The following is an 18,762-nucleotide window of genomic DNA, read 5'->3' on the forward strand; positions in this document are numbered from 1 at the left end:
ATGTCGCTTCCGCGCGGACCGGCCAGGGGACCCGGCGGAGGGCGACGGTGCCCCGGCAGGGACGCCGTCGTGGCCGTGCGGGTGTACGGCACTGCGGTGGGCGCGTGCGGACGCGGGACCGACGGCAACGGGTCCCGGGGTGTCGTCCGGATCGTGCCGGGCCGGCACGCGGCTCCGCCGCACGCGCTCCGCTCGGGCGGAGGAGGCGCCCCTGCGCGGGGCTCCACCGCCCCCGCTCGGCGCAGCCGCGCGACGCGGCTCCCTGGAGCCTGCCCGGTCCGGACGGCGTCCCGAGTCGCGTTCCCCGGCCGAGGACTCACTCCGGGCGAAGCGACGGCCCCGGCCGGGGGTGCCGGAAGAGGTGATCCTCCTCAGCCGGTGACGGCCGGGGCTCCGGCCGCGTGTGCCTGAAGGCGTGCCGCGGCGGCCGCTCCGACGAGCCCGGCGTCCCGCGCCAGCGCGGCGGGACGTACCTCCAGCCCGCGGGTGAAGCCGAGGGCCGCGAAGGCCCTCAGATGACGGCGCAGCGGACTGAACAGGACGTCACCGGCCTGGGCGACACCACCACCGATCACGCACACCTCGATCTCCAGCAGCGTCGCACTGCCGGCGATCGCGGCGGCCAGCGCCTTGGCCGACCGGTCGTAGGAGGCCAGTGCGCGTTCGTCCCCCGCACGCGCCGCGGCGGCCACGGCGGCGGCCGTCGCCTCCGCACCGGCCGGTGGCCTCCAGCCCGACTGCACGGCGTGGCGGGCGATCGCCGTGCCGCTGGCGTACCCCTCGACGCAGCCCCGGGCGCCGCACGCACAGGGCGGGCCGTCCAGGTCCACGGAGATGTGGCCGATGTGCCCGGCGTTGCCGGAAGGGCCGGGGTGCAACCGGCCGTTCAGTACGAACCCCCCGCCCACCCCGGTCGAGACGACCATGCACAGGGCGTTGTCCAGCCCTCGGGCCGCGCCGAGCCAGTGCTCGGCGGCCGCCACCGCCACGGCGTCGCCCAGCAGCACCGGCTCGATGCCGTCGAACAGCATCGGGTGCGCACGTACGCTGTCCACCAGGGGAAACGCCCGCCAACTCGGTATGTTCACAGGGCTGACGGTGCCTGCCGCCGTGTCGACGGGCCCGGCGCTGGCGATGCCCAGACCGGACACCGTGCCCCAGGCCGGGTGTGCGGCCAGCTCGTCGATGACCGCGTCCACCGTCCCCGCCATCCGCGCGGTCGACTCGCCTGCGGGTGTGGGCAGTTCGGCGCGCCGGATGACGGATCCCTCCTCGTCGATCAGGGCTCCCGCGATCTTCGTGCCTCCGATGTCCAGCGCGGCGTACACCTGTGGGCTCCTCCTTCCGGTCGGTGCCGGGGCGCGGCCCACCTGAGGTGCGGCCCGGTCGGCAGTGATGAGGGACAACGTTGTCTTCCTTTGCTTCCAGACGAATCCGTACCCGGGTTCCCCCTCCTGCGGGCCCGTCCGTGCGGGCCGGGGCGTGAGGAGTCGGTTGCTTGCGGGCGACGCCGGTGCCGGCCACGGACAGCGTTCCGTCGCCCTGTGCCATGACGTCCTGGTCGGAGCCGGACAGGAAGCACGACGCGCCGGGCCCCAGTGACAGCTCGTGGCCTTCCGGGCCACGCAGCAGCGCCGAGCCGTCCAGGCACAGCACGATGCGGGGACCCGAGGACGGCGCGAGGAGCTCCGGCGGGCCGCCGAGTTCGGTCCCGTACAGGGCGAACTCCCGCGCGCACGTGGTGCCGAGCTCGCGTTCCGGAGCGGCCGCGACCACCTCGCGCAGTCGGAGGAGATGCACGGGACATACGGTATCCGCAAATAAACCGGTATAGCAAAACTAGTCAACTGTCGTTCTGCATCGTTGGTCCGGCAGGAAGATAGGCCCCGAAACCCTGCTGGGCAACAGGCAGAGCGGAAATGAACATGGTTTAGCGACCGGTTTAGTCAAACGGCCTCGCGAGTCGCCCCTCGGCATCAAGAGTGTTGTCCCTTCTATTGACATGACCGAAACATTGAGTGGTCTCATAGGGAACGGCGGCCCCTTCCCGGTCCGTGCCGCGGAGCCGGTGCCGCCGTCACCCCGTCAACCGCCGTACCGGCTCGGATTCCCGCTCGGACAACGTTGTCGAGTAGCCCTGGAAGGCGCCAGACGGAAGGTGTCGTCGTGTCCCCACCACTTGAGGAGCAACATGGCAAAGCAACCCAGACGTCTGCTGCGCACCGTCGCGGGCACGGCGTTCGCCGCCGCTCTCGGCCTGCTGGCCTCGGTCCTGGGCCCCTCCGTCGGTGACGCCGAGGCCGCCCCCGCCGGCATCCGGGTCCACAACGGACGTGTGCACGAGGCCAACGGCAACGAGTTCGTGATGCGCGGTGCCAACCACGCCTACGCCTGGTACCCGCAACAGACCACCTCCATCGCCGACATCGCGGCCAAGGGCGCCAACACCGTCCGCGTCGTCCTCGGCAGCGGCGACCGCTGGACCGAGACGAGTGCGTCCCAGGTCTCCACGATCATCGGCCAGTGCAAGGCGAACAAGGTCATCTGTGTCCTGGAGGTCCACGACACCACCGGTTACGGCGAGGACGGCGCCGCGGCGACCCTGGACCAGGCGGCGGACTACTGGATCGGTGTGAAGAGCGCGCTGGAGGGCCAGGAGGACTACGTCGTCGTCAACATCGGCAACGAGCCCTTCGGCAACAGCAACTACGCCGCCTGGACCGACGCCACCAAGAGCGCGATCGGCAAGCTCCGCAACGCCGGCCTCCGGCACGCCCTGATGGTCGACGCCCCCAACTGGGGCCAGGACTGGTCGCACACCATGCGGAACAACGCCGCCTCGGTCTTCGCCTCCGACCCCGACCGCAACACCATCTTCTCGATCCACATGTACGGCGTCTACGACACCGCCGCCGAGGTCCAGGACTACCTGAACCACTTCGTCAACAACGGACTGCCCCTCGTCGTGGGCGAGTTCGGTGACCAGCACAGTGACGGCAACCCGGACGAGGACGCCATCATGGCGACTGCCCAGTCCCTGCGGATCGGCTACCTGGGCTGGTCCTGGAGCGGCAACGGAAGCGGTGTCGAGTACCTCGACATGGTCAACGGCTTCGACCCCGGCTCCCTCACCAACTGGGGCAACCGCTTCTTCAACGGAAGCAACGGCATCGCGGCCACCTCGAAGCGGGCCACCGTCTACGGATCCGGCGACGGCGGCGGCGACGGCGGTACGGCCCCGAACGGCTATCCGTACTGTGTGAACGGCGGTTCCTCGGATCCGGACGGTGACGGCTGGGGCTGGGAGAACAACCAATCCTGTGTCGTCCGCGGCAGCTCGGCGGACACGGGATCCAGTGGCGGTGGTACGGCCCCGAACGGCTATCCGTACTGTGTGAACGGCGGTTCCTCGGATCCGGACGGTGACGGCTGGGGCTGGGAGAACAACCAATCCTGTGTCGTCCGCGGCAGCTCCGCCGACCACTGAGGCCGGACGCGGCACCGGCTTCGCTCCGAGGGCCGGTGCCGCGCCCGCGGCCGCGCGCGGCCGACACCCGTCCACGGTCCACCCGGCACCACATGACGGGTGACGCCGGCGAACCGCCCCGGTCAGGGCCTCGGGCGCGTCAGGGTCGCGGTGAACCTGTAGCGCGAGCCGCGGTACACCGAGCGGACCCACTCCACCGGCGTCCCCGTCTCGTCGCGCGAGTGGCGGGACAGCAGCAGCATCGGCAGGCCCACGTCCGTGCCGAGCAGTCCGGCCTCGCGCGGTGTCGCCGGGGAGGTCTCGATCGTCTCGTCGGCCTCCGCCGGCCGGACGCCGTACACCTCGGCGAGGGTGGTGTAGAGCGAGGTGTAGCGCGACAGGTTGCGGCGCAGGTGGGGGAAGCGCCGGGCGGACAGGTGGGTCGCCTCGATCGCCATCGGCTCGCCGCCGGCCAGTCGCAGCCGTTCGACGCGCAGCACCCTGTCCCCGGGTTCCGTCTCGAGCAGGGCCGCCAGTTCGGCGTCGGCGGGGACGTAGCCGATGTCCAGGACCCGCGAGGCCGGCTTGAGTCCCTGGGCCCGCATGTCCTCGGTGTACGAGGTGAGCTGGAGGGTCCGGTACACCTTCGGGCGGGCGACGAACGTCCCCTTGCCCTGGATGCGGTCGAGTCTGCCCTCTCCCACCAGCTCCTGCAGGGCCTTGCGCACCGTGGTGCGGGAGGTGCGGAACTCGACGGCGAGCAGGCGCTCGGCGGGCATCGGGGAGCCCGGTGCGCGCTCGTCGGTCATCTGCAGTAACCGCTGCTTGATGCGGTAGTACTTCGGGACGCGACCGGTACGGCCCGGCGCCCCCGTGTCGGCCTGGGCGCTGCTGACGTCCGTGCTCATGACCTGCCTTCCGGCTGCGGTGTCCGGCGCGCGGACGGCAGGGGCCGGCCGCGGTGCACGTCGGCGGACGGCCGGGTTCGGCGCCGCACGCTCGGCGATCCCGTTATAACCGTGAGTTCTCTCGTTGGTCTAGTCCAACAGTCGACCCGCCCACCTTTGGGTGGAGTTCTGCGTCCCCGCGGAGGTGTCCGAGCCGTTATCCGGGCGTGCGTTCACGACTCTTGACAGAGCCATAGGTCTAGGCCAAGCTCCCCTTGCTGGTCTAAACCATTTAGAGGAAGCCGGGTCCCAGCCCGCCGAGCTGTTGCGCCGTTGTGAGGGTCACCGCCGAGGGCGTGGGTGTGCAAGGCATTCCTGAGGAGGGGTGGCGCGTGAAGCGCAAGCTGATAGCCGCGATCGGGGTCGCGGGCATGTTGTTCTCCGTCGCCGCGTGCGGCGGCGACGACGGTGACGGCGGCAAGAAGGCCGGCGCGGACGGTTACGCCGGCGAGACGCTCACCGTGTGGGTGATGGACGGCTCGTCGCCGGACCAGTGGCAGAAGGACCTCGCCGCCGAGTTCGAGAAGAAGACCAAGGCGAAGGTCACCTTCGAGGTCCAGCAGTGGAACGGCATCCAGCAGAAGCTGACCACCGCCCTGTCCGAGGAGAACCCGCCGGACGTCTTCGAGATCGGCAACACCCAGACCCCGGCCTACGCCAAGACCGGCGGCCTGGCCGACCTCGCCGACCTCAAGTCCGAGATCGGCGGCGAGTGGACCGAGTCGCTCAACGAGTCGTCCGTCTTCGAGGGCAAGCAGTACGCGGTGCCCTGGTACTTCGCCAACCGCGTCGTCCTCTACAACAAGAAGGTCTGGGCGGACGCCGGCCTCAAGGACACGCCGAAGACCCGCGACGAGTTCTACGACGCGCTCAAGACGATCGGTGACAAGACCGACGCCGAGCCGATCTACCTGCCCGGCCAGAACTGGTACCACTTCGTCGGCCTGGTGATCGGCGAGGGCGGCGAGCTGGTCAAGAAGGACGGCGACAAGTACGTCTCCAACCTGGACGACCCCAAGGTCGCCGCCGCCGCGGAGACCTACAAGAAGTTCCAGGCGCTGTCCAAGGCGCCCAAGGACAAGGACGAGGCCACCCCGCAGCAGGGCGAGGTCTTCGCCAAGGGCAGGACCGGCGCGTTCATCGGCATGGGCTGGGAAGCCGGCATCGCGACGAAGGCCAACCCGAAGATCGAGAAGGAGATCGGCTACTTCACCATCCCGGGTGAGACCGCCGACAAGCCCGAGGGCGTCTTCCTGGGCGGCTCCAACCTCGCGGTCGCCGCGGGCAGCAAGAAGCAGGAGCTCGCCAAGGAGTTCCTGAAGATCGCGCTGTCCGACCGGTTCGAGGGCCAGCTCGCCAAGCTCAACGGCGTCATCCCCAACAAGGAGTCGCTGCAGAGCAACCTCGAGGGCAACGCCCCCGCCGAGGCCGCCGCGCCGGCCGCCGCCGTCGGCGGCACCACGCCGCTGATCCCCGAGTGGGCCGCGGTCGAGAACGCGCCCAACCCGATCAAGACGTACCTGACCGCCGTGCTGAACGGCAAGTCCCCGGCCGACGCCGCGAAGCAGGTCGAGGGCGAGTTCAACAAGCGCCTGGCGCAGCAGCAGTAGTAGCGCACGCGCTCCGACCGGAGCGGGGGCCGACCGACGACGGCCCCCGCCCCGCGTTGAGCACGCCGAGAAGAGAGATCGCGAGCATGACCGTGCAGACCGAACGGCCGCCCTCCGGCCCGGCGGACGTCCGCAGGACGGACGACGGGGGATCCGGCGGGCCCACACCGCGAGCCGCGTCACGCGCCGGCGCGCTCGCCCCGTACCTGTTGCTGCTGCCCGCCTGCGCGGCCACCGTGCTGCTGCTCGGCTGGCCGCTGCTGAAGGACGTGCTGCTGTCGTTCCAGAACCTCAACATGGCGCAGCTGATCCAGCACGTCACCGAGTGGAACGGCGTCGACAACTACAAGGAGGTCCTCACCGGCGAGGACTTCTGGCGGGTCACCCTCCGCTCCATCCTGTTCACGGCGGTGAACGTCGCCCTGACCATGGTCCTCGGCGCGCTGACCGGGCTGCTGCTCGCCCGCCTCGGCAAGCGCATGCGGCTCACCCTGCTGATCGGCCTGGTGCTGGCCTGGGCCATGCCCGTGGTGGCCGCCACCACCGTCTACCAGTGGCTGTTCGCCCAGCGCTTCGGCGTCGTCAACTGGGTCCTGGACAAGCTCGGCTGGCACTCCATGGCCGACTACAGCTGGACCAGCAGCCAGATGTCGACGTTCTTCGTCGTCACCCTGCTGATCGTCTGGATGTCCATCCCGTTCGTCGCGATCAACCTCTACGCGGCGACCACCACCATCCCCGGCGAACTGTACGAGGCCGCCTCCCTCGACGGCGCCGGCGCCTGGCGGAGCTTCACCACGGTCACCCTGCCGGTCCTGCGGCCGTTCCTGTACGCCACGACGTTCCTGGAGATCATCTGGATCTTCAAGGCGTTCGTCCAGGTCTTCACCTTCAACGGCGGCGGCCCCGACCGGCTCACCGAGATCCTGCCCGTCTACGCCTACATCGAGGGCGTCGGCAACCAGCACTACGGCATGGGCGCGGCGATCGCCGTACTGACCGTCCTGATCATGCTCGGCCTGACCGCCTACTACCTCAGGATCGTGCTCAAGCAAGAGGAGGACGAGCTGTGAATCGCTCGCTCTTCGGCCGCCTGTGGCCCAACGTCACGGCCGCCGTCCTGTTCGTCGTCTTCGTCTTCCCCGTGTACTGGATGTTCGCCACGGCGTTCAAACCGACCGGCGACATCATCTCGGAGACCCCCGTCTGGTTCCCGACCGAGGTCACGTTCGAGCACTTCGGGACGGCGACCGACGCCGACCACTTCTGGACGTACGTCCGCAACTCGCTGACCGTCACCGTCCTGGCGGTCGTCTTCTCCCTGATCATCGCGCTGGCCGGCTCCTTCGCCCTGGCCCGCATGCGGTTCAGGGGCCGGCGCGGCTTCGTCATCGGCTTCATGCTCGCCCAGATGGCGCCGTGGGAGGTGATGGTCATCGCGATCTACATGATCGTGCGGGACGCCTCGATGCTGAACAGCCTGGTGCCCCTCACGGCCTTCTACATGATGATGATCCTGCCCTTCACCGTCCTGACGCTGCGCGGCTTCGTCGCCGCCGTGCCGAAGGAGCTGGAGGAGTCGGCGATGGTCGACGGCTGCACCCGCGCCCAGGCGTTCCGCCGGGTCATCCTGCCGCTGCTCGCGCCGGGCCTGATGTCCACCTCGATGTTCGGCTTCATCACCGCCTGGAACGAGTTCCCGCTCGTCCTGGTGCTCAACAAGGACGCCGGGGCGCAGACCCTGCCCCTGTGGCTCTCCAGCTTCCAGACCCAGTTCGGCAACGACTGGGGCGCGACCATGGCCGCCTCGTCCCTGTTCGCCGTCCCCATCCTGATCCTCTTCGTCTTCCTGCAGCGCAGGGCCGTCAGCGGCCTCACCGCGGGCGCCGTGAAGGGATAACGCGACCCGATGACGACATTCACCACCGGCACCGACACCCTCACCAGGGACGCGCTCGCCGTGCTGCAACCCGGCTTCGACGGCACCACCGCGCCCGACTGGGTGCGCCGCCGGGTGAGCGAGGGCCTCGCCTCCGTCGGCCTCTTCGGCCGCAACGTCACCGCCCCCGAGCAGGTCGCCGCTCTCACCGCGCAGCTGCGGTCGGAGCGGGACGACCTGCTGGTGGCCATCGACGAGGAGAGCGGCGACGTCACCCGCCTTGAGGTCCGCACCGGTTCCTCCTTCCCCGGCGGCCTGGCCCTCGGCGCCGTCGACGACACCGGCCTGACCCGGGACGTCGCCCGCGAACTGGGCCGCAGGCTCGCCGAGTGCGGGATCAACTTCAACTGGGCCCCCTCGGCCGACGTCAACGCCAACCCCGACAACCCGGTGATCGGCGTGCGCTCCTTCGGGCGGGACGCCGGCCTGGTGGCCCGGCACACCGCCGCCTACGTCGAGGGCCTGCAGTCCACCGGCGTCGCCGCCTGCACCAAGCACTTCCCCGGCCACGGCGACACCAGCGTCGACTCCCACCTCGCGCTCCCGCACATCGACCTCGACGCCACGACGCTGCACGAGCGTGAGCTCCAGCCGTTCCGCGCGGCGATCGCGGCCGGCACCCGCGCCGTCATGACCGCGCACATCCGGGTGCCGGTCCTCGACCCGGACCACCCGGCCACGCTCTCCCGGCGCATCCTCACCGACCTGCTGCGCGGCGAGCTCGGCTACGAGGGCCTGATCGTCACCGACGGCATGGAGATGCGCGCCATCTCCGGCACGTACGGACTGCAGCAGGGGGTCGTCCTCGCCATCGCCGCCGGCGCCGACGCGATCTGCGTGGGCGGCGGGCTGTGCGACGAGGGCACGGTGCAGAGCCTCCAGGACGCGCTGGTGGGCGCCGTGCGCTCCGGCGCACTGCCGGAGGAGCGGCTCGCCGACGCCGCCGCCCGGGTCCGCGCGCTGGCCGAATGGACCGCGGGCGTACGGCGCTCCCCGGCCGCGACGGCCGCCCCCGAGCCGGAGATAGGCCTCACGGCGGCCCGCCGCGCGGTGACCGTCACCCGCGCCGGTACCGCCGCGCCGGTCACCGGACCGCTCTACGTGGCCACCTTCAACCCGGTTCCGAACATCGCCGTGGGCGACGAGACCCCGTGGGGCGTGGGCGCGGAGCTGGAGCGGCTGCTGCCGGGCACGGCCACCGGCAGCTTCACGGGCCCCGGGGCCGGTGACCGGGCGCTGGAGGCGGCGGCCGGGCGGCGCGTGGTCGCCGTGGTCCGCGACGAGCACCGGCACCCGTGGATGCGCACGGCCGTGGACACCCTGCTCGCCGCCGATCCGGACACCGTTGTCGTGGAGATGGGCGTACCGCAGTCCGCGCCGCGCGGTGCCCTGCACATCGTCACCCACGGCGCGGCACGCGTGTGCGGCGTGGCGGCCGCGGAGGCGGTCGTCGCGGGCTGAGACCCGCCGCCCGGCCCCGCGGTCAGGGGTGGAGCGTCTTCCCCTCGGCGAGCATGGCGACGAATTTCTCGATGCGTGCCGCCCGGGTCTGCGGCCGCTTCGCCTCCTCGATCCGGTGCAGGATCGCATAGCGGTTGCGGCTGTCGAGGGTCGCGAAGAAGTCGCGGGCGCCGGGTGCCGCGTCCAGCGCGGCCCGCAGATCGTCGGGGACGACGGCCGTCCTCGGGCTCGCGTACGCGGCCTCCCAGCGGCCGTCCGCCCGCGCCCTCTCCACCTCGCGCAGGCCGGGCGGCCGCATCCGCCCCTGCCCGATGAGGTCCAGGGCCTTCTGCCGGTTGACCGCCGACCACCGGCTGCGCGGCCGCCGGGGAGTGAAACGCTGGAGCCAGTACGTGTCGTCCAGCCCCTTCTTGTGCCCGTCGATCCAGCCGTAGCACAGCGCGGACTCCAGCGCGGTGGCGTAGTCGATCCCGGCGGCCCCGGATCCCTTCCGCGGAATCTTCACCCACACTCCGCCGGCGTCGCCGTGATGCCCCGCCAGCCACTCCTCCCAGTCCGCCTGCGTCCCGAAGGCGCGCACCGGCCCCGCCACACCGTCCGCTTCACCAGCCATGGGCCCCATGCAACCGGTCGGAGCGACCCCGGTCAACGCGCGGGCCCCGCACGGCAGTCGGGCGACGCGACGGCCGGCCCGGCCCCGGGACCGGCCGCCTTCGCCGTACGCGTCACGGCGGCGCCGGCCGACGCCTGCCGGAAGTTGCAGGCGTCCGGCGAACAGGCCGCCCGAGGTGCCGGGGACGCGCCCGCCGGGGCGTGTGCCACGATGGCGGAGCGTGTCGTTATTGGGCCGAACGGGTGACCATGAGTAAGAATTGCCCGATGCAGACAGCCAGTGCGACAGGGGACGGAGCATGCCGGTGAGCAGCCACGATGTCACCGACGAACAGTGGGAGGGGCTCGCTCAGGTCGTTCCGTTGCGGGGCCGCGACGCGTGGCCGTCCGCGGTGGGCCACCGTGCCCTGCCCGAGGCCGAGACGGAGGCACGGCGCCGCTTCGTCGTCCTGCGCGTGAACGTGTTCGCGGACGCCCGCGACGTCGCCGAGACGCTGATGTCCGGCATACCCGTGCTGCTGGACCTGACGGGGGCGGAGCCCGATGTCGCCAAGCGCGTCCTGGACTTCAGCACGGGTGTCGTGTTCGGCCTGGCCAGCTCGATGCACCGGGTCGACCGCAACGTCTTCCTGCTGACGCCGTCCGGTACGGAGGTCACGGGGCTGATGGAGGGGATGGGGGTCCCGGGGGCGTGAGCGGCCGGGCCGGCCGCGTCGCCCGTTCGTAGGAAGCCCGGTCAAGCGGAACGGTTCGCCCCGCCGCGGGCGCCTAGCGTCCCGCTCATGACCTCACCTCCTCTTCCCCGCCCGGACACCACCCCGGCCCCCGCGGCTCCTGCGCACAGCGGCCGCCCGGGGCTGCCCCGGGTCACCGAGCTGCTGCTGTCCGCGTTCGCCGGACACCGTGGCGCCGGGCTCCCCCTCGGGCCGCTCACGCTGATCGCCGGGCCCAGCGGGAGCGGGAAGACCAGTGCGTTGCGGGCGTACGAGGCGCTCGCCCGGCTCGGTGGCGGTGCCGAACTGGGGGAGGCCTTCCCCGAGCCCGGCGCCTGTGTGCCGGAGCGGGCCCGTGCCGACGCCCAGCAGCGCCGCGGATTCCGCATCGGCTGTACCGCGGACGGTCCCGGGGGACCGGTCCGGCTGGAGGTCGCCGTCCAGGTGGAGCCCGAGCTGCGGATCGTGGGGGAGCGGCTGACGGCCGACGGGCAGGTCCTGCTGGAGACCGCGCTGCGCGATCCGCGCCGCCGCGCGGTGCAGGCCGCCTGGCACACGGCCGGGGCGGCCCCCGTGACCCGCGCCCCGCTGCCGGACGACCGGCTCGGCACCGCGCTGCTGCCGCTGCGCGTCGCCGGCAAGACGCCGGGGCAGCGCAGGGTGCTCGCCGCCGCCGAGCAGATGGTGGTCGCGCTGCGCTCCGTCTTCCCCTGCGACCCCCGTCCCGACCGGATGCGCGAGCCGGTGCCGGCCGGGTCCGGCCGGCTGCTCGGCGGCTGCGGCAACCTCGCCGACGTGCTGTGGCGCACCCGCGCCGAGTGCGGTCGGCGGCACGCGCTCCTCGTCGAGGCGGTGCGCGCCGGATGCGCCGGGCCGGTCACCGACCTGCTCGCCGAGCCGTACGACGCCGGCCGCCTGGTCCGCGCCCTGCTCGACCGGGGCGACGGCACCCGCACCGAATTGCGGCTGCTCGGCGACGGCGAGCTGCGGTACACGGCCCTCGCGCTGGTGCTGCTCACCGGCCCCGGCGTGCTGGAGACCGACGTGCCCGGCGAGGTCCCGGCCGCGCTGCGCACCCTCACCGTCCTCGCCGACGGCCTGGAACGGTCCCTGGACCCCGGACAGCGCACGGAACTGCTCCACCTCGCGGCGCGGATGTGCGAGCGCGGACACATCCGCCTGGCCGGCGCGGTGAGCGACGCCTCCTGGGCCGCGGGAGTGCCCGGAGTGACGGTGGTACACCTGGACCGTGACTGATCCGTACGACGACGCGACCCCGCGCCGCCCACTCGACCTCGCCGGACTGCAGCGCCGGCTCGCCGACTTCGCCGCCGCGCGCGACTGGCAGCCGTACCACACCCCGAAGAACCTCGCCGCCGCGCTCAGCGTGGAGTCCTCCGAACTCCTCGAGATCTTCCAGTGGCTGACGCCCGAGGAGTCCGCCCGCGTCATGGACGACCCGGACACCGCGCACCGCGTCACCGACGAGGTCGCCGACGTCCTCGCCTATCTCCTTCAGCTGTGCGAGGTCCTCGGAGTCGACCCGCTCGGTGCGCTCGCCGCCAAGATCGACCGGAACGAGCACAGGTTCCCTGCGGGGAGGCCGGACCACGGATCCCCGTAAAGGAGCGTGCGGCTCCACTTTCACTCTCCGTGGTCGAAAACCCGACCCCGGTCGGCCTGTTGTCCACAGATTTCGGTCTTCCTCTGGCTTTTTGTCTCACGTCCACTCACTCTGGGTAGTGAACAGAAGAGTTCAACGGATGCGGACGCGTGGGCAGCGCGTCGGACAGACGGGGGCAGCGCATGGACGCTGTGCGGCTCATCGTGGCGAGCGGAAGGGCCCTGGCCGCGAGCAGGGGCGTACCGGAGCGGCTGACCGAGGTCTGGCAGGCGCAGGCCCTGGCGCAGGCGATAGGCAGCAGGCTCGCGGTCGCGGGACCACCCGAACTGCGCGGCGAGGCAGTGGGGCTGACCGAGCTCGCGGCCCGCGGCTGCGGGGTACTGGGCATCCCGCGGCTCGCACCGGGCGAGCTGCGCGCGGCCCAGCTCACCGAAGTGGGCGAGGCCCGGCAGTCGCTGATGTGCCTCGGCGGCCTGCTCGGCGAGGTCGGCATCGCCCTGGTGGGCATCGCCTGCTCCGCGGACGACGAGGCCACGTACTGGCAGTGCATGGAGGCCATCGACGCGGCGGACGAGTCCCGGGACCGGGTCCTGGAGATGCTCCGCAGACTGGCGGACCGCGACGAGGTCCTGACCGAGCGGGAGGCCGGATGACCTCACCGGCCACCCCGCGCCGCGGGTTCAGCGACCCGCGCTCTCCGCCACGGCACCGGCACCGCCCGGCGCCGCACCCGTACCGTCGGCTCCGTCACCCCGCCCCGGCCCCGCCGCCCGCAGACCCGTGCCCAGCGCCGCCAGGTCCGCCGTCAGCGCCGCCATCGGCCCCTCCGTCCGCCGCAACAGCCCTCTCTGCGGCCCCTCGGCCACCCCATCCCGCTGCGGCAGTTCTCCTGCGACACGACGGCCTCCCCGGCCCGTGGCCCCTGAGCGCCGCCCTCACCCCGCGCCGGCCGCCCGCCGGGCGGCCGGACGGCGGGAAGGCGGGAAGGCGACGACGAGACCCGGGGCCGACACGGTGACACCCCGGCCCACACCGGCCGGCGCGGGAGCCGGGCACTCCGGCTCCGCCCGAGCCAACGGTCCTCACCGGGGACCGGTCACACCGCACCCCGGCCCCCGGCCGATGCCACCCGACCGTGGCCCGTGGCACGCCGGAAGGGCGGGCCGGGCCGCCCCGGACCGGGAGCGTGCAGGATGGAACCATGGATCTCCGCATCTTCACCGAGCCCCAGCAGGGGGCCACCTACGACACCTTGCTCACCGTCGCCAAGGCCACCGAGGACCTCGGCTTCGACGCCTTCTTCCGCTCCGACCACTACCTCAGCATGGGCTCCGCGGACGGCCTGCCCGGCCCCACCGACGCCTGGATCACCCTCGCCGGCCTCGCCCGTGAGACCCGGCGCATCCGGCTGGGCACCCTGATGACCGCCGGCACCTTCCGCCTCCCCGGCGTGCTCGCCATCCAGGTCGCCCAGGTCGACCAGATGTCCGGCGGCCGCATCGAACTGGGCCTCGGCGCGGGCTGGTTCGAGGAGGAGCACAAGGCCTACGGCATCCCCTTCCCGAAGGAGAAGTTCGCCCGCCTCGAGGAACAGCTGGAGATCGTCACCGGCCTGTGGGCCACCGAGCCCGGCAAGACCTTCGACCACCACGGCACCCACTACGACCTCACCAGGTCCCCCGCCCTCCCCAAGCCCGCCCAGGCCAAGGTGCCGGTGCTGATCGGCGGCCACGGCAAGACCCGCACCCCGCGCCTGGCGGCCCGGTACGCGGACGAGTTCAACATGCCCTTCGCCTCGGTCGAGGACACCGCGCGCCAGTTCGGGCGGGTCCGCGACGCCGCACAGGAGGCCGGCCGCGACCCGGACGACCTCGTCTACTCCAACGCCCTCGTCGTCTGCGTGGGCAAGGACGACCAGGAGGTCGCCCGCCGCGCCGCCGCGATCGGCCGCGAGGTCGACGAACTCAGGGCCAACGGCCTGGCGGGCTCCCCGGCCGAGGTCGTCGACAAGATCGGCCGCTACGCCTCGACCGGCTCCCGCCGCATCTACCTCCAGTTCCTCGACCTCTCCGATCTCGACCACCTGGAGCTGATCTCCTCCCAGGTCCAGTCCCAGCTGCGGTGACGCGCGCCCGGCGGGGGCCCGCCTCCCGCCGGGGCGGCTCCCCGCCGCCGGCACCCCGAAATTCCCGGGAACCCCAGAGCCCCTTCCCTGTACGTTGACCGGACGCGCCGGGGTCCCGGTGCGCACCCGCAGTTGACCAGGTGTTTCGAGGTGTCGCCACCGTGTTCCTGACGATCAGTACCACCGGCTGTGCCGAGCACCCGGCGACCGACCTCGGATTCCTGCTGCACAAGCATCCCGGGAGGGCGCAGGCGTTCTCCACGTCCTACGGCACGGCACACGTCCTGTACCCCGAGGCCGGCGCCGAGCGCTGCACGGCGGCGCTGCTGCTGGAGGTGGACGCGGTGGCACTGGTCAGGCGCGGCAAGGGCAGGGGCCGCGGCGGTGCTCCCGACGCCGCCCTCGCGCAGTACGTCAACGACCGCCCGTACGCGGCCTCCTCCCTGCTCGCCGTCGCGCTGAGCGGTGTCTTCTCCAGCGCGATGCGCGGCGTGTGCCACGCCCGTCCGGAGCTCCCGGACCGGCCGCGCCCGCTGCGCATCGAGGTGCCCGCGCTGCCCGCGCGCGGCGGCCCCGGACTCGTCCGCCGGCTCTTCGAACCGCTCGGCTGGACGGTCACCGCCGAACCCGTCCCGCTGGACACCGAGTTCCCGCAGTGGGGCGACTCGCGCTACATACGCCTGGCCCTGGACGCGGACACGCTCACCCTTGCCCAGGCACTGCGCCACCTCTACGTGCTGCTCCCCGTCCTCGACGACGCCAAGCACTACTGGGTCTCCTCCGACGAGGTCGACAAGCTGCTGCGGGCCGGCGAGGGCTGGCTGCCCGCACACCCCGAGCAGAAGCTCATCACCAGCCGGTACCTCTCCCGCCGCTGGTCGCTGACCCGGCAGGCCATGGAGCGGCTGGAGCTGGTCCGGCTCGCCGAGGCCGACGACAGCGAGGTCGAGGACATCGACAACGCGGTCGCGGCGGAGACCGAGCAGGAGGAGAGGCCCACCCCGCTCGCCGTGCAGCGGCGGGACGCGATCCTCACCGCGCTGCGCGCCTCCGGCGCCGCCCGGGTGCTCGACCTCGGCTGCGGCCAGGGGCAGTTGGTTCAGGCACTGCTCAGGGATCCGTCCTTCACCGAGATCGCCGGCGTCGACGTGTCGATGCGGGCGCTCACCATCGCGTCCCGGCGGCTGAAGCTCGACCGCATGGGGGAGCGGCAGGCGGCGCGCGTGCGGCTCTTCCAGGGCTCCCTCGCGTACACCGACAAGCGGCTCAGGGGTTACGACGCCGCCGTGCTCAGCGAGGTGATCGAACACCTCGACCCGCCCCGGCTGCCTGCCCTGGAGTATGCGGTGTTCGGCGCCGCCCGCCCCCGGACGGTCCTCGTGACCACCCCCAACGTCGAGTACAACGTGCGCTGGGAGAGCCTGCCGGCCGGCCACGTCCGGCACGGTGACCACCGCTTCGAGTGGACCCGTGAGGAGTTCCGCGACTGGGCGGGCAAGGTCGCCGAACGGCACGGCTACGACGTGGAGTTCCTGCCCGTCGGACCCGACGACCCCGAGGTCGGACCCCCCACCCAGATGGCCGTGTTCCAGGCCGCGACCCCGAAGGAGGCGAAGGCCGCATGACCAGCCCGGTCACCACCACGGCGCGGGGCCGCGCCCTGCCCGTCACCGACCTCTCCCTCGTCGTGCTCATCGGCGCGTCCGGCTCGGGCAAGTCCACCTTCGCCCGCCGGCACTTCACGCCCACCGAGGTCATCTCCTCAGACTTCTGCCGCGGCCTGGTCGCCGACGACGAGAACGATCAGAGCGCGTCCCGCGACGCCTTCGACGTGCTGCACCACATCGCCGGCAAGCGCCTCGCCGCCGGCCGCCGCACCGTCGTCGACGCCACCAGCGTCCAGCAGGACGCCCGACGGCAGCTCGTCGACCTGGCCAAGCGGTACGACGTGCTGCCCATCGCCATCGTGCTCGACGTGCCCGAGCAGGTGTGCGCCGAGCGCAACGCCGTCCGCACCGACCGCGCCGACATGCCGCGCCGGGTCATCCAGCGCCACATCCGTGAACTGCGCCGCTCACTGCGCCACCTGGAGCGCGAGGGCTTCCGCAAGGTGCACGTGCTGCGCGGCGTGGAGGAGATCGAGCACGCCACCGTCGTCACCGAGAAGCGGTTCAACGACCTCACCCACCTCACCGGGCCCTTCGACATCATCGGTGACATCCACGGCTGCTCCGCCGAACTGGAGGCACTGCTGGGCAAGCTGGGCTACGCCGACGGCGCCCACCCCGAGGGCCGTACCGCCGTCTTCGTCGGCGACCTCGTCGACCGCGGCCCGGACAGCCCCGGCGTGCTGCGCCGCGTGATGGCCATGGTGAAGTCGGGCGACGCGCTCTGCGTGCCCGGCAACCACGAGAACAAGTTCGGCCGCCACCTGCGCGGCCGCACCGTCCGGCACACCCACGGGCTCGCCGAGACCATCGAGCAGATGGAGGGCGAGAGCGAGGAGTTCCGCGCCGAGGTACGGCAGTTCATCGACGGCCTGGTCAGCCACTACGTCCTCGACGGCGGCAGGCTCGTGGTCTGCCACGCCGGTCTGCCGGAGAAGTACCACGGCCGCACCTCCGGCCGGGTCCGCAGCCACGCCCTGTACGGCGACACCACCGGCGAGACCGACGAGTTCGGACTGCCCGTGCGCTACCCCTGGGCCGAGGACTACCGGGGCCGGGCGGCGGTCGTCTACGGCCACACCCCGGTCCCGGAGGCCACCTGGCTCAACAACACCATCTGCCTGGACACCGGCGCGGTGTTCGGTGGCAGGCTCACCGCACTGCGCTGGCCGGAGCGGGAACTGGTCGACGTACCGGCCGAGCGGGTCTGGTACGAGCCGGCCCGCCCCTTGCGCACCGAGGCACCCGGTGGCCACGAGGGGCGCCCGCTGGACCTGGCGGACGTGCACGGCCGCCGCGTCGTCGAGACCCGGCACGCGGGCCGCGTCTCCGTCCGTGAGGAGAACGCCGCCGCGGCCCTGGAGGTCATGAGCCGCTTCGCGATCGACCCCCGCCTGCTGCCGTACCTCCCGCCGACCATGGCGCCGACGGCGACCTCGCACGTCGAGGGCTATCTGGAGCACCCGGTCGAGGCGTTCGCCCAGTACCGTCAGGACGGCGTCGCACGGGTCGTGTGCGAGGAGAAGCACATGGGCTCCCGCGCCGTCGCCCTGGTCTGCCGGGACGCCGACGCGGCCCGCGGGCGCTTCGGCGTGGAGGGTCCCACCGGTTCCCTCTACACCCGCACCGGCCGCCCGTTCTTCGACGACGCCGCCGTCACGGAGGAGATACTCGCCCGCCTGCGCACGGCGGTCACCGAGGCCGGCCTGTGGGACGAACTCGACACGGACTGGCTGCTGCTGGACGCCGAGCTGATGCCGTGGTCGCTGAAGGCGTCCGGACTGCTGCGGTCCCAGTACGCCGCGGTCGGCGCCGCCTCCGGCGCGGTCCTCCCGGCCGCCCTGGCCGCGCTGGAGGGCGCCGCGGGCCGGGGCGTCGACGTGCGGGACCTGCTGGACCGGCAGCGCGAACGGGCGGACGGCGCACAGGCGTTCACCGACGCGTACCGCCGGTACTGCTGGACGACCGACGGCCTGGACGGCGTACGCCTGGCTCCGTTCCAGCTCCTGGCCGTCCGGGGCCGCAGCCTCGCGGCCCTGCCCCACGACGAGCAGCTCGCCCTGATCGACCGCATGGTCGAGCACGACGCCACCGGCCTGCTGCAGACCACCCGGCGCCTCTACGTCGACACCGCCGACCCCGAGTCGGTGCGGGCCGGCGTCGACTGGTGGCTGGAGATGACCGGACGCGGCGGCGAGGGCATGGTCGTCAAGCCGGTCGGCGCCCTGGTCCGCGACCCGTCGGGCCGCCTGGTGCAGCCGGGCATCAAGTGCCGGGGCCGCGAGTACCTGCGGATCGTCTACGGCCCCGAGTACACCCGCCCGGAGAACCTGGCCCGTCTGCGCGGCCGCTTCCTGAACCACAAGCGCTCGCTCGCGGTCCGCGAGTACGCGCTCGGCCTGGAGGCGCTGGACCGCCTGTCCGGGGGCGAGCCCCTGTGGCGCGTCCACGAGCCGGTCTTCGCCGTACTGGCGCTGGAGTCGGAGCCGGTCGATCCCCGCCTGTGACCGCGGGACGAGGAAGGGAGTGATTCCGGCCAGGAGTGTCACCCTTGAGGGCGATCCTGGCCGGGAGGCGTCGTTCCGACCTCATTCGTCC

The 18,762-nt window shown here is 72.3% G+C and carries 16 protein-coding genes; 12 read left to right on the forward strand and 4 right to left on the reverse strand.

Annotation, left to right across the window (positions count from 1 at the left end):
• Window positions 1-371 precede the first annotated feature (371 nt).
• Window positions 372-1,328, reverse strand: a complete 957-nt coding sequence (locus BU52_RS07695) for an ROK family protein (RefSeq protein ID WP_037930237.1) — start codon at window positions 1,326-1,328, stop codon at window positions 372-374.
• An 863-nt stretch (window positions 1,329-2,191) separates the two neighbouring features.
• Between BU52_RS07695 and BU52_RS07705 the strand changes: the two genes are divergently transcribed.
• Entirely contained in the window at window positions 2,192-3,487 is a 1,296-nt protein-coding gene (locus BU52_RS07705; RefSeq protein WP_037930244.1) for a cellulase family glycosylhydrolase, read from the forward strand.
• 122 nt (window positions 3,488-3,609) lie between these two features.
• Here BU52_RS07705 and BU52_RS07710 read toward each other — a convergent pair whose 3' ends face one another.
• Window positions 3,610-4,374: a GntR family transcriptional regulator gene (locus BU52_RS07710; RefSeq protein WP_037930247.1), complete on the reverse strand. Its 765-nt coding sequence runs from the start codon at window positions 4,372-4,374 to the stop codon at window positions 3,610-3,612.
• Window positions 4,375-4,745: 371 nt separating this feature from the next.
• Between BU52_RS07710 and BU52_RS07715 the strand changes: the two genes are divergently transcribed.
• From BU52_RS07715 to BU52_RS07730, 4 genes are all read left to right on the forward strand, one after another.
• Window positions 4,746-6,023 carry an extracellular solute-binding protein gene (locus BU52_RS07715; protein WP_037930250.1) on the forward strand — a complete coding sequence of 426 codons (1,278 nt, stop codon included), beginning with the start codon at window positions 4,746-4,748 and terminating at the stop codon, window positions 6,021-6,023.
• An 86-nt stretch (window positions 6,024-6,109) separates the two neighbouring features.
• Window positions 6,110-7,096, forward strand: a complete 987-nt coding sequence (locus tag BU52_RS07720; protein WP_037930254.1) for a carbohydrate ABC transporter permease — start codon at window positions 6,110-6,112, stop codon at window positions 7,094-7,096.
• A complete protein-coding gene (locus BU52_RS07725; protein WP_037930256.1) occupies window positions 7,093-7,923 on the forward strand; it encodes a carbohydrate ABC transporter permease in 831 nt (276 codons plus the stop codon). Before BU52_RS07720 ends, BU52_RS07725 begins: the two co-directional genes overlap by 4 nt.
• A 9-nt stretch (window positions 7,924-7,932) precedes the next feature.
• Entirely contained in the window at window positions 7,933-9,423 is a 1,491-nt protein-coding gene (locus BU52_RS07730) for a glycoside hydrolase family 3 protein (protein WP_037930259.1), read from the forward strand.
• 22 nt (window positions 9,424-9,445) lie between these two features.
• Here the strand turns inward: BU52_RS07730 and BU52_RS07735 are convergent, their stop codons facing one another.
• Window positions 9,446-10,036 carry a YdeI/OmpD-associated family protein gene (locus BU52_RS07735; RefSeq protein WP_107061105.1) on the reverse strand — a complete coding sequence of 197 codons (591 nt, stop codon included), beginning with the start codon at window positions 10,034-10,036 and terminating at the stop codon, window positions 9,446-9,448.
• A 298-nt stretch (window positions 10,037-10,334) separates the two neighbouring features.
• On the opposite strand from BU52_RS07735, the gene BU52_RS07740 reads away from it, so the two are divergent.
• From BU52_RS07740 to BU52_RS07755, 4 genes are all read left to right on the forward strand, one after another.
• Window positions 10,335-10,730, forward strand: coding sequence for a cell division protein SepF (locus BU52_RS07740; protein ID WP_037930265.1), 396 nt, complete (start codon window positions 10,335-10,337; stop codon window positions 10,728-10,730).
• Between the two features lie 87 nt (window positions 10,731-10,817).
• Entirely contained in the window at window positions 10,818-12,005 is a 1,188-nt protein-coding gene (locus BU52_RS07745) for an AAA family ATPase (protein WP_037930268.1), read from the forward strand.
• Complete coding sequence (locus BU52_RS07750) at window positions 11,998-12,372, forward strand: nucleotide pyrophosphohydrolase (RefSeq protein WP_051858015.1); 375 nt, start codon at window positions 11,998-12,000, stop codon at window positions 12,370-12,372. The genes BU52_RS07745 and BU52_RS07750 overlap by 8 nt, the downstream gene beginning before the upstream one ends.
• Window positions 12,373-12,554: 182 nt before the next feature.
• A complete protein-coding gene (locus tag BU52_RS07755; RefSeq protein ID WP_037930392.1) occupies window positions 12,555-13,025 on the forward strand; it encodes a DUF6099 family protein in 471 nt (156 codons plus the stop codon).
• A 27-nt stretch (window positions 13,026-13,052) separates the two neighbouring features.
• Here the strand turns inward: BU52_RS07755 and BU52_RS36200 are convergent, their stop codons facing one another.
• Window positions 13,053-13,190, reverse strand: coding sequence for a hypothetical protein (locus BU52_RS36200; protein ID WP_167343503.1), 138 nt, complete (start codon window positions 13,188-13,190; stop codon window positions 13,053-13,055).
• A gap of 383 nt (window positions 13,191-13,573) precedes the next feature.
• On the opposite strand from BU52_RS36200, the gene BU52_RS07760 reads away from it, so the two are divergent.
• The 3 genes from BU52_RS07760 to BU52_RS07770 all read left to right on the forward strand — a co-directional run bounded on the left by BU52_RS07760 (window position 13,574) and on the right by BU52_RS07770 (window position 18,671).
• On the forward strand, window positions 13,574-14,497 hold the full coding sequence (locus BU52_RS07760; protein WP_037930270.1) for an LLM class F420-dependent oxidoreductase: 924 nt from the start codon (window positions 13,574-13,576) through the stop codon (window positions 14,495-14,497).
• Between the two features lie 161 nt (window positions 14,498-14,658).
• The gene (locus tag BU52_RS07765) at window positions 14,659-16,122 is read left to right on the forward strand and encodes a 3' terminal RNA ribose 2'-O-methyltransferase Hen1 (RefSeq protein WP_037930273.1); all 1,464 of its coding nucleotides are present in this window, start codon (window positions 14,659-14,661) and stop codon (window positions 16,120-16,122) included.
• Window positions 16,119-18,671 carry a polynucleotide kinase-phosphatase gene (locus BU52_RS07770; RefSeq protein ID WP_037930277.1) on the forward strand — a complete coding sequence of 851 codons (2,553 nt, stop codon included), beginning with the start codon at window positions 16,119-16,121 and terminating at the stop codon, window positions 18,669-18,671. The genes BU52_RS07765 and BU52_RS07770 overlap by 4 nt, the downstream gene beginning before the upstream one ends.
• Window positions 18,672-18,762 lie beyond the last annotated feature (91 nt).

The sequence above is a fragment of the Streptomyces toyocaensis genome (assembly GCF_000725125.1).
In the GTDB taxonomy this organism is placed as follows: Bacteria; Actinomycetota; Actinomycetes; order Streptomycetales; family Streptomycetaceae; genus Streptomyces; species Streptomyces toyocaensis.

Bases quoted from the DNA above. Each gene is read 5' to 3' on its own strand.
- BU52_RS07705 (WP_037930244.1), top strand. From the start codon at position 2,192: ATGGCAAAGCAACCCAGACGTCTGCTGCGCACCGTCGCGGGCACGGCG.
- BU52_RS07710 (WP_037930247.1), bottom strand. From the start codon at position 4,374: ATGAGCACGGACGTCAGCAGCGCCCAGGCCGACACGGGGGCGCCGGGC.
- BU52_RS07720 (WP_037930254.1), top strand. From the start codon at position 6,110: ATGACCGTGCAGACCGAACGGCCGCCCTCCGGCCCGGCGGACGTCCGC.
- BU52_RS07730 (WP_037930259.1), top strand. From the start codon at position 7,933: ATGACGACATTCACCACCGGCACCGACACCCTCACCAGGGACGCGCTC.
- BU52_RS07735 (WP_107061105.1), bottom strand. From the start codon at position 10,036: ATGGCTGGTGAAGCGGACGGTGTGGCGGGGCCGGTGCGCGCCTTCGGG.
- BU52_RS07740 (WP_037930265.1), top strand. From the start codon at position 10,335: ATGCCGGTGAGCAGCCACGATGTCACCGACGAACAGTGGGAGGGGCTC.
- BU52_RS07745 (WP_037930268.1), top strand. From the start codon at position 10,818: ATGACCTCACCTCCTCTTCCCCGCCCGGACACCACCCCGGCCCCCGCG.
- BU52_RS07755 (WP_037930392.1), top strand. From the start codon at position 12,555: ATGGACGCTGTGCGGCTCATCGTGGCGAGCGGAAGGGCCCTGGCCGCG.
- BU52_RS36200 (WP_167343503.1), bottom strand. From the start codon at position 13,190: ATGGCGGCGCTGACGGCGGACCTGGCGGCGCTGGGCACGGGTCTGCGG.
- BU52_RS07760 (WP_037930270.1), top strand. From the start codon at position 13,574: ATGGATCTCCGCATCTTCACCGAGCCCCAGCAGGGGGCCACCTACGAC.
- BU52_RS07770 (WP_037930277.1), top strand. From the start codon at position 16,119: ATGACCAGCCCGGTCACCACCACGGCGCGGGGCCGCGCCCTGCCCGTC.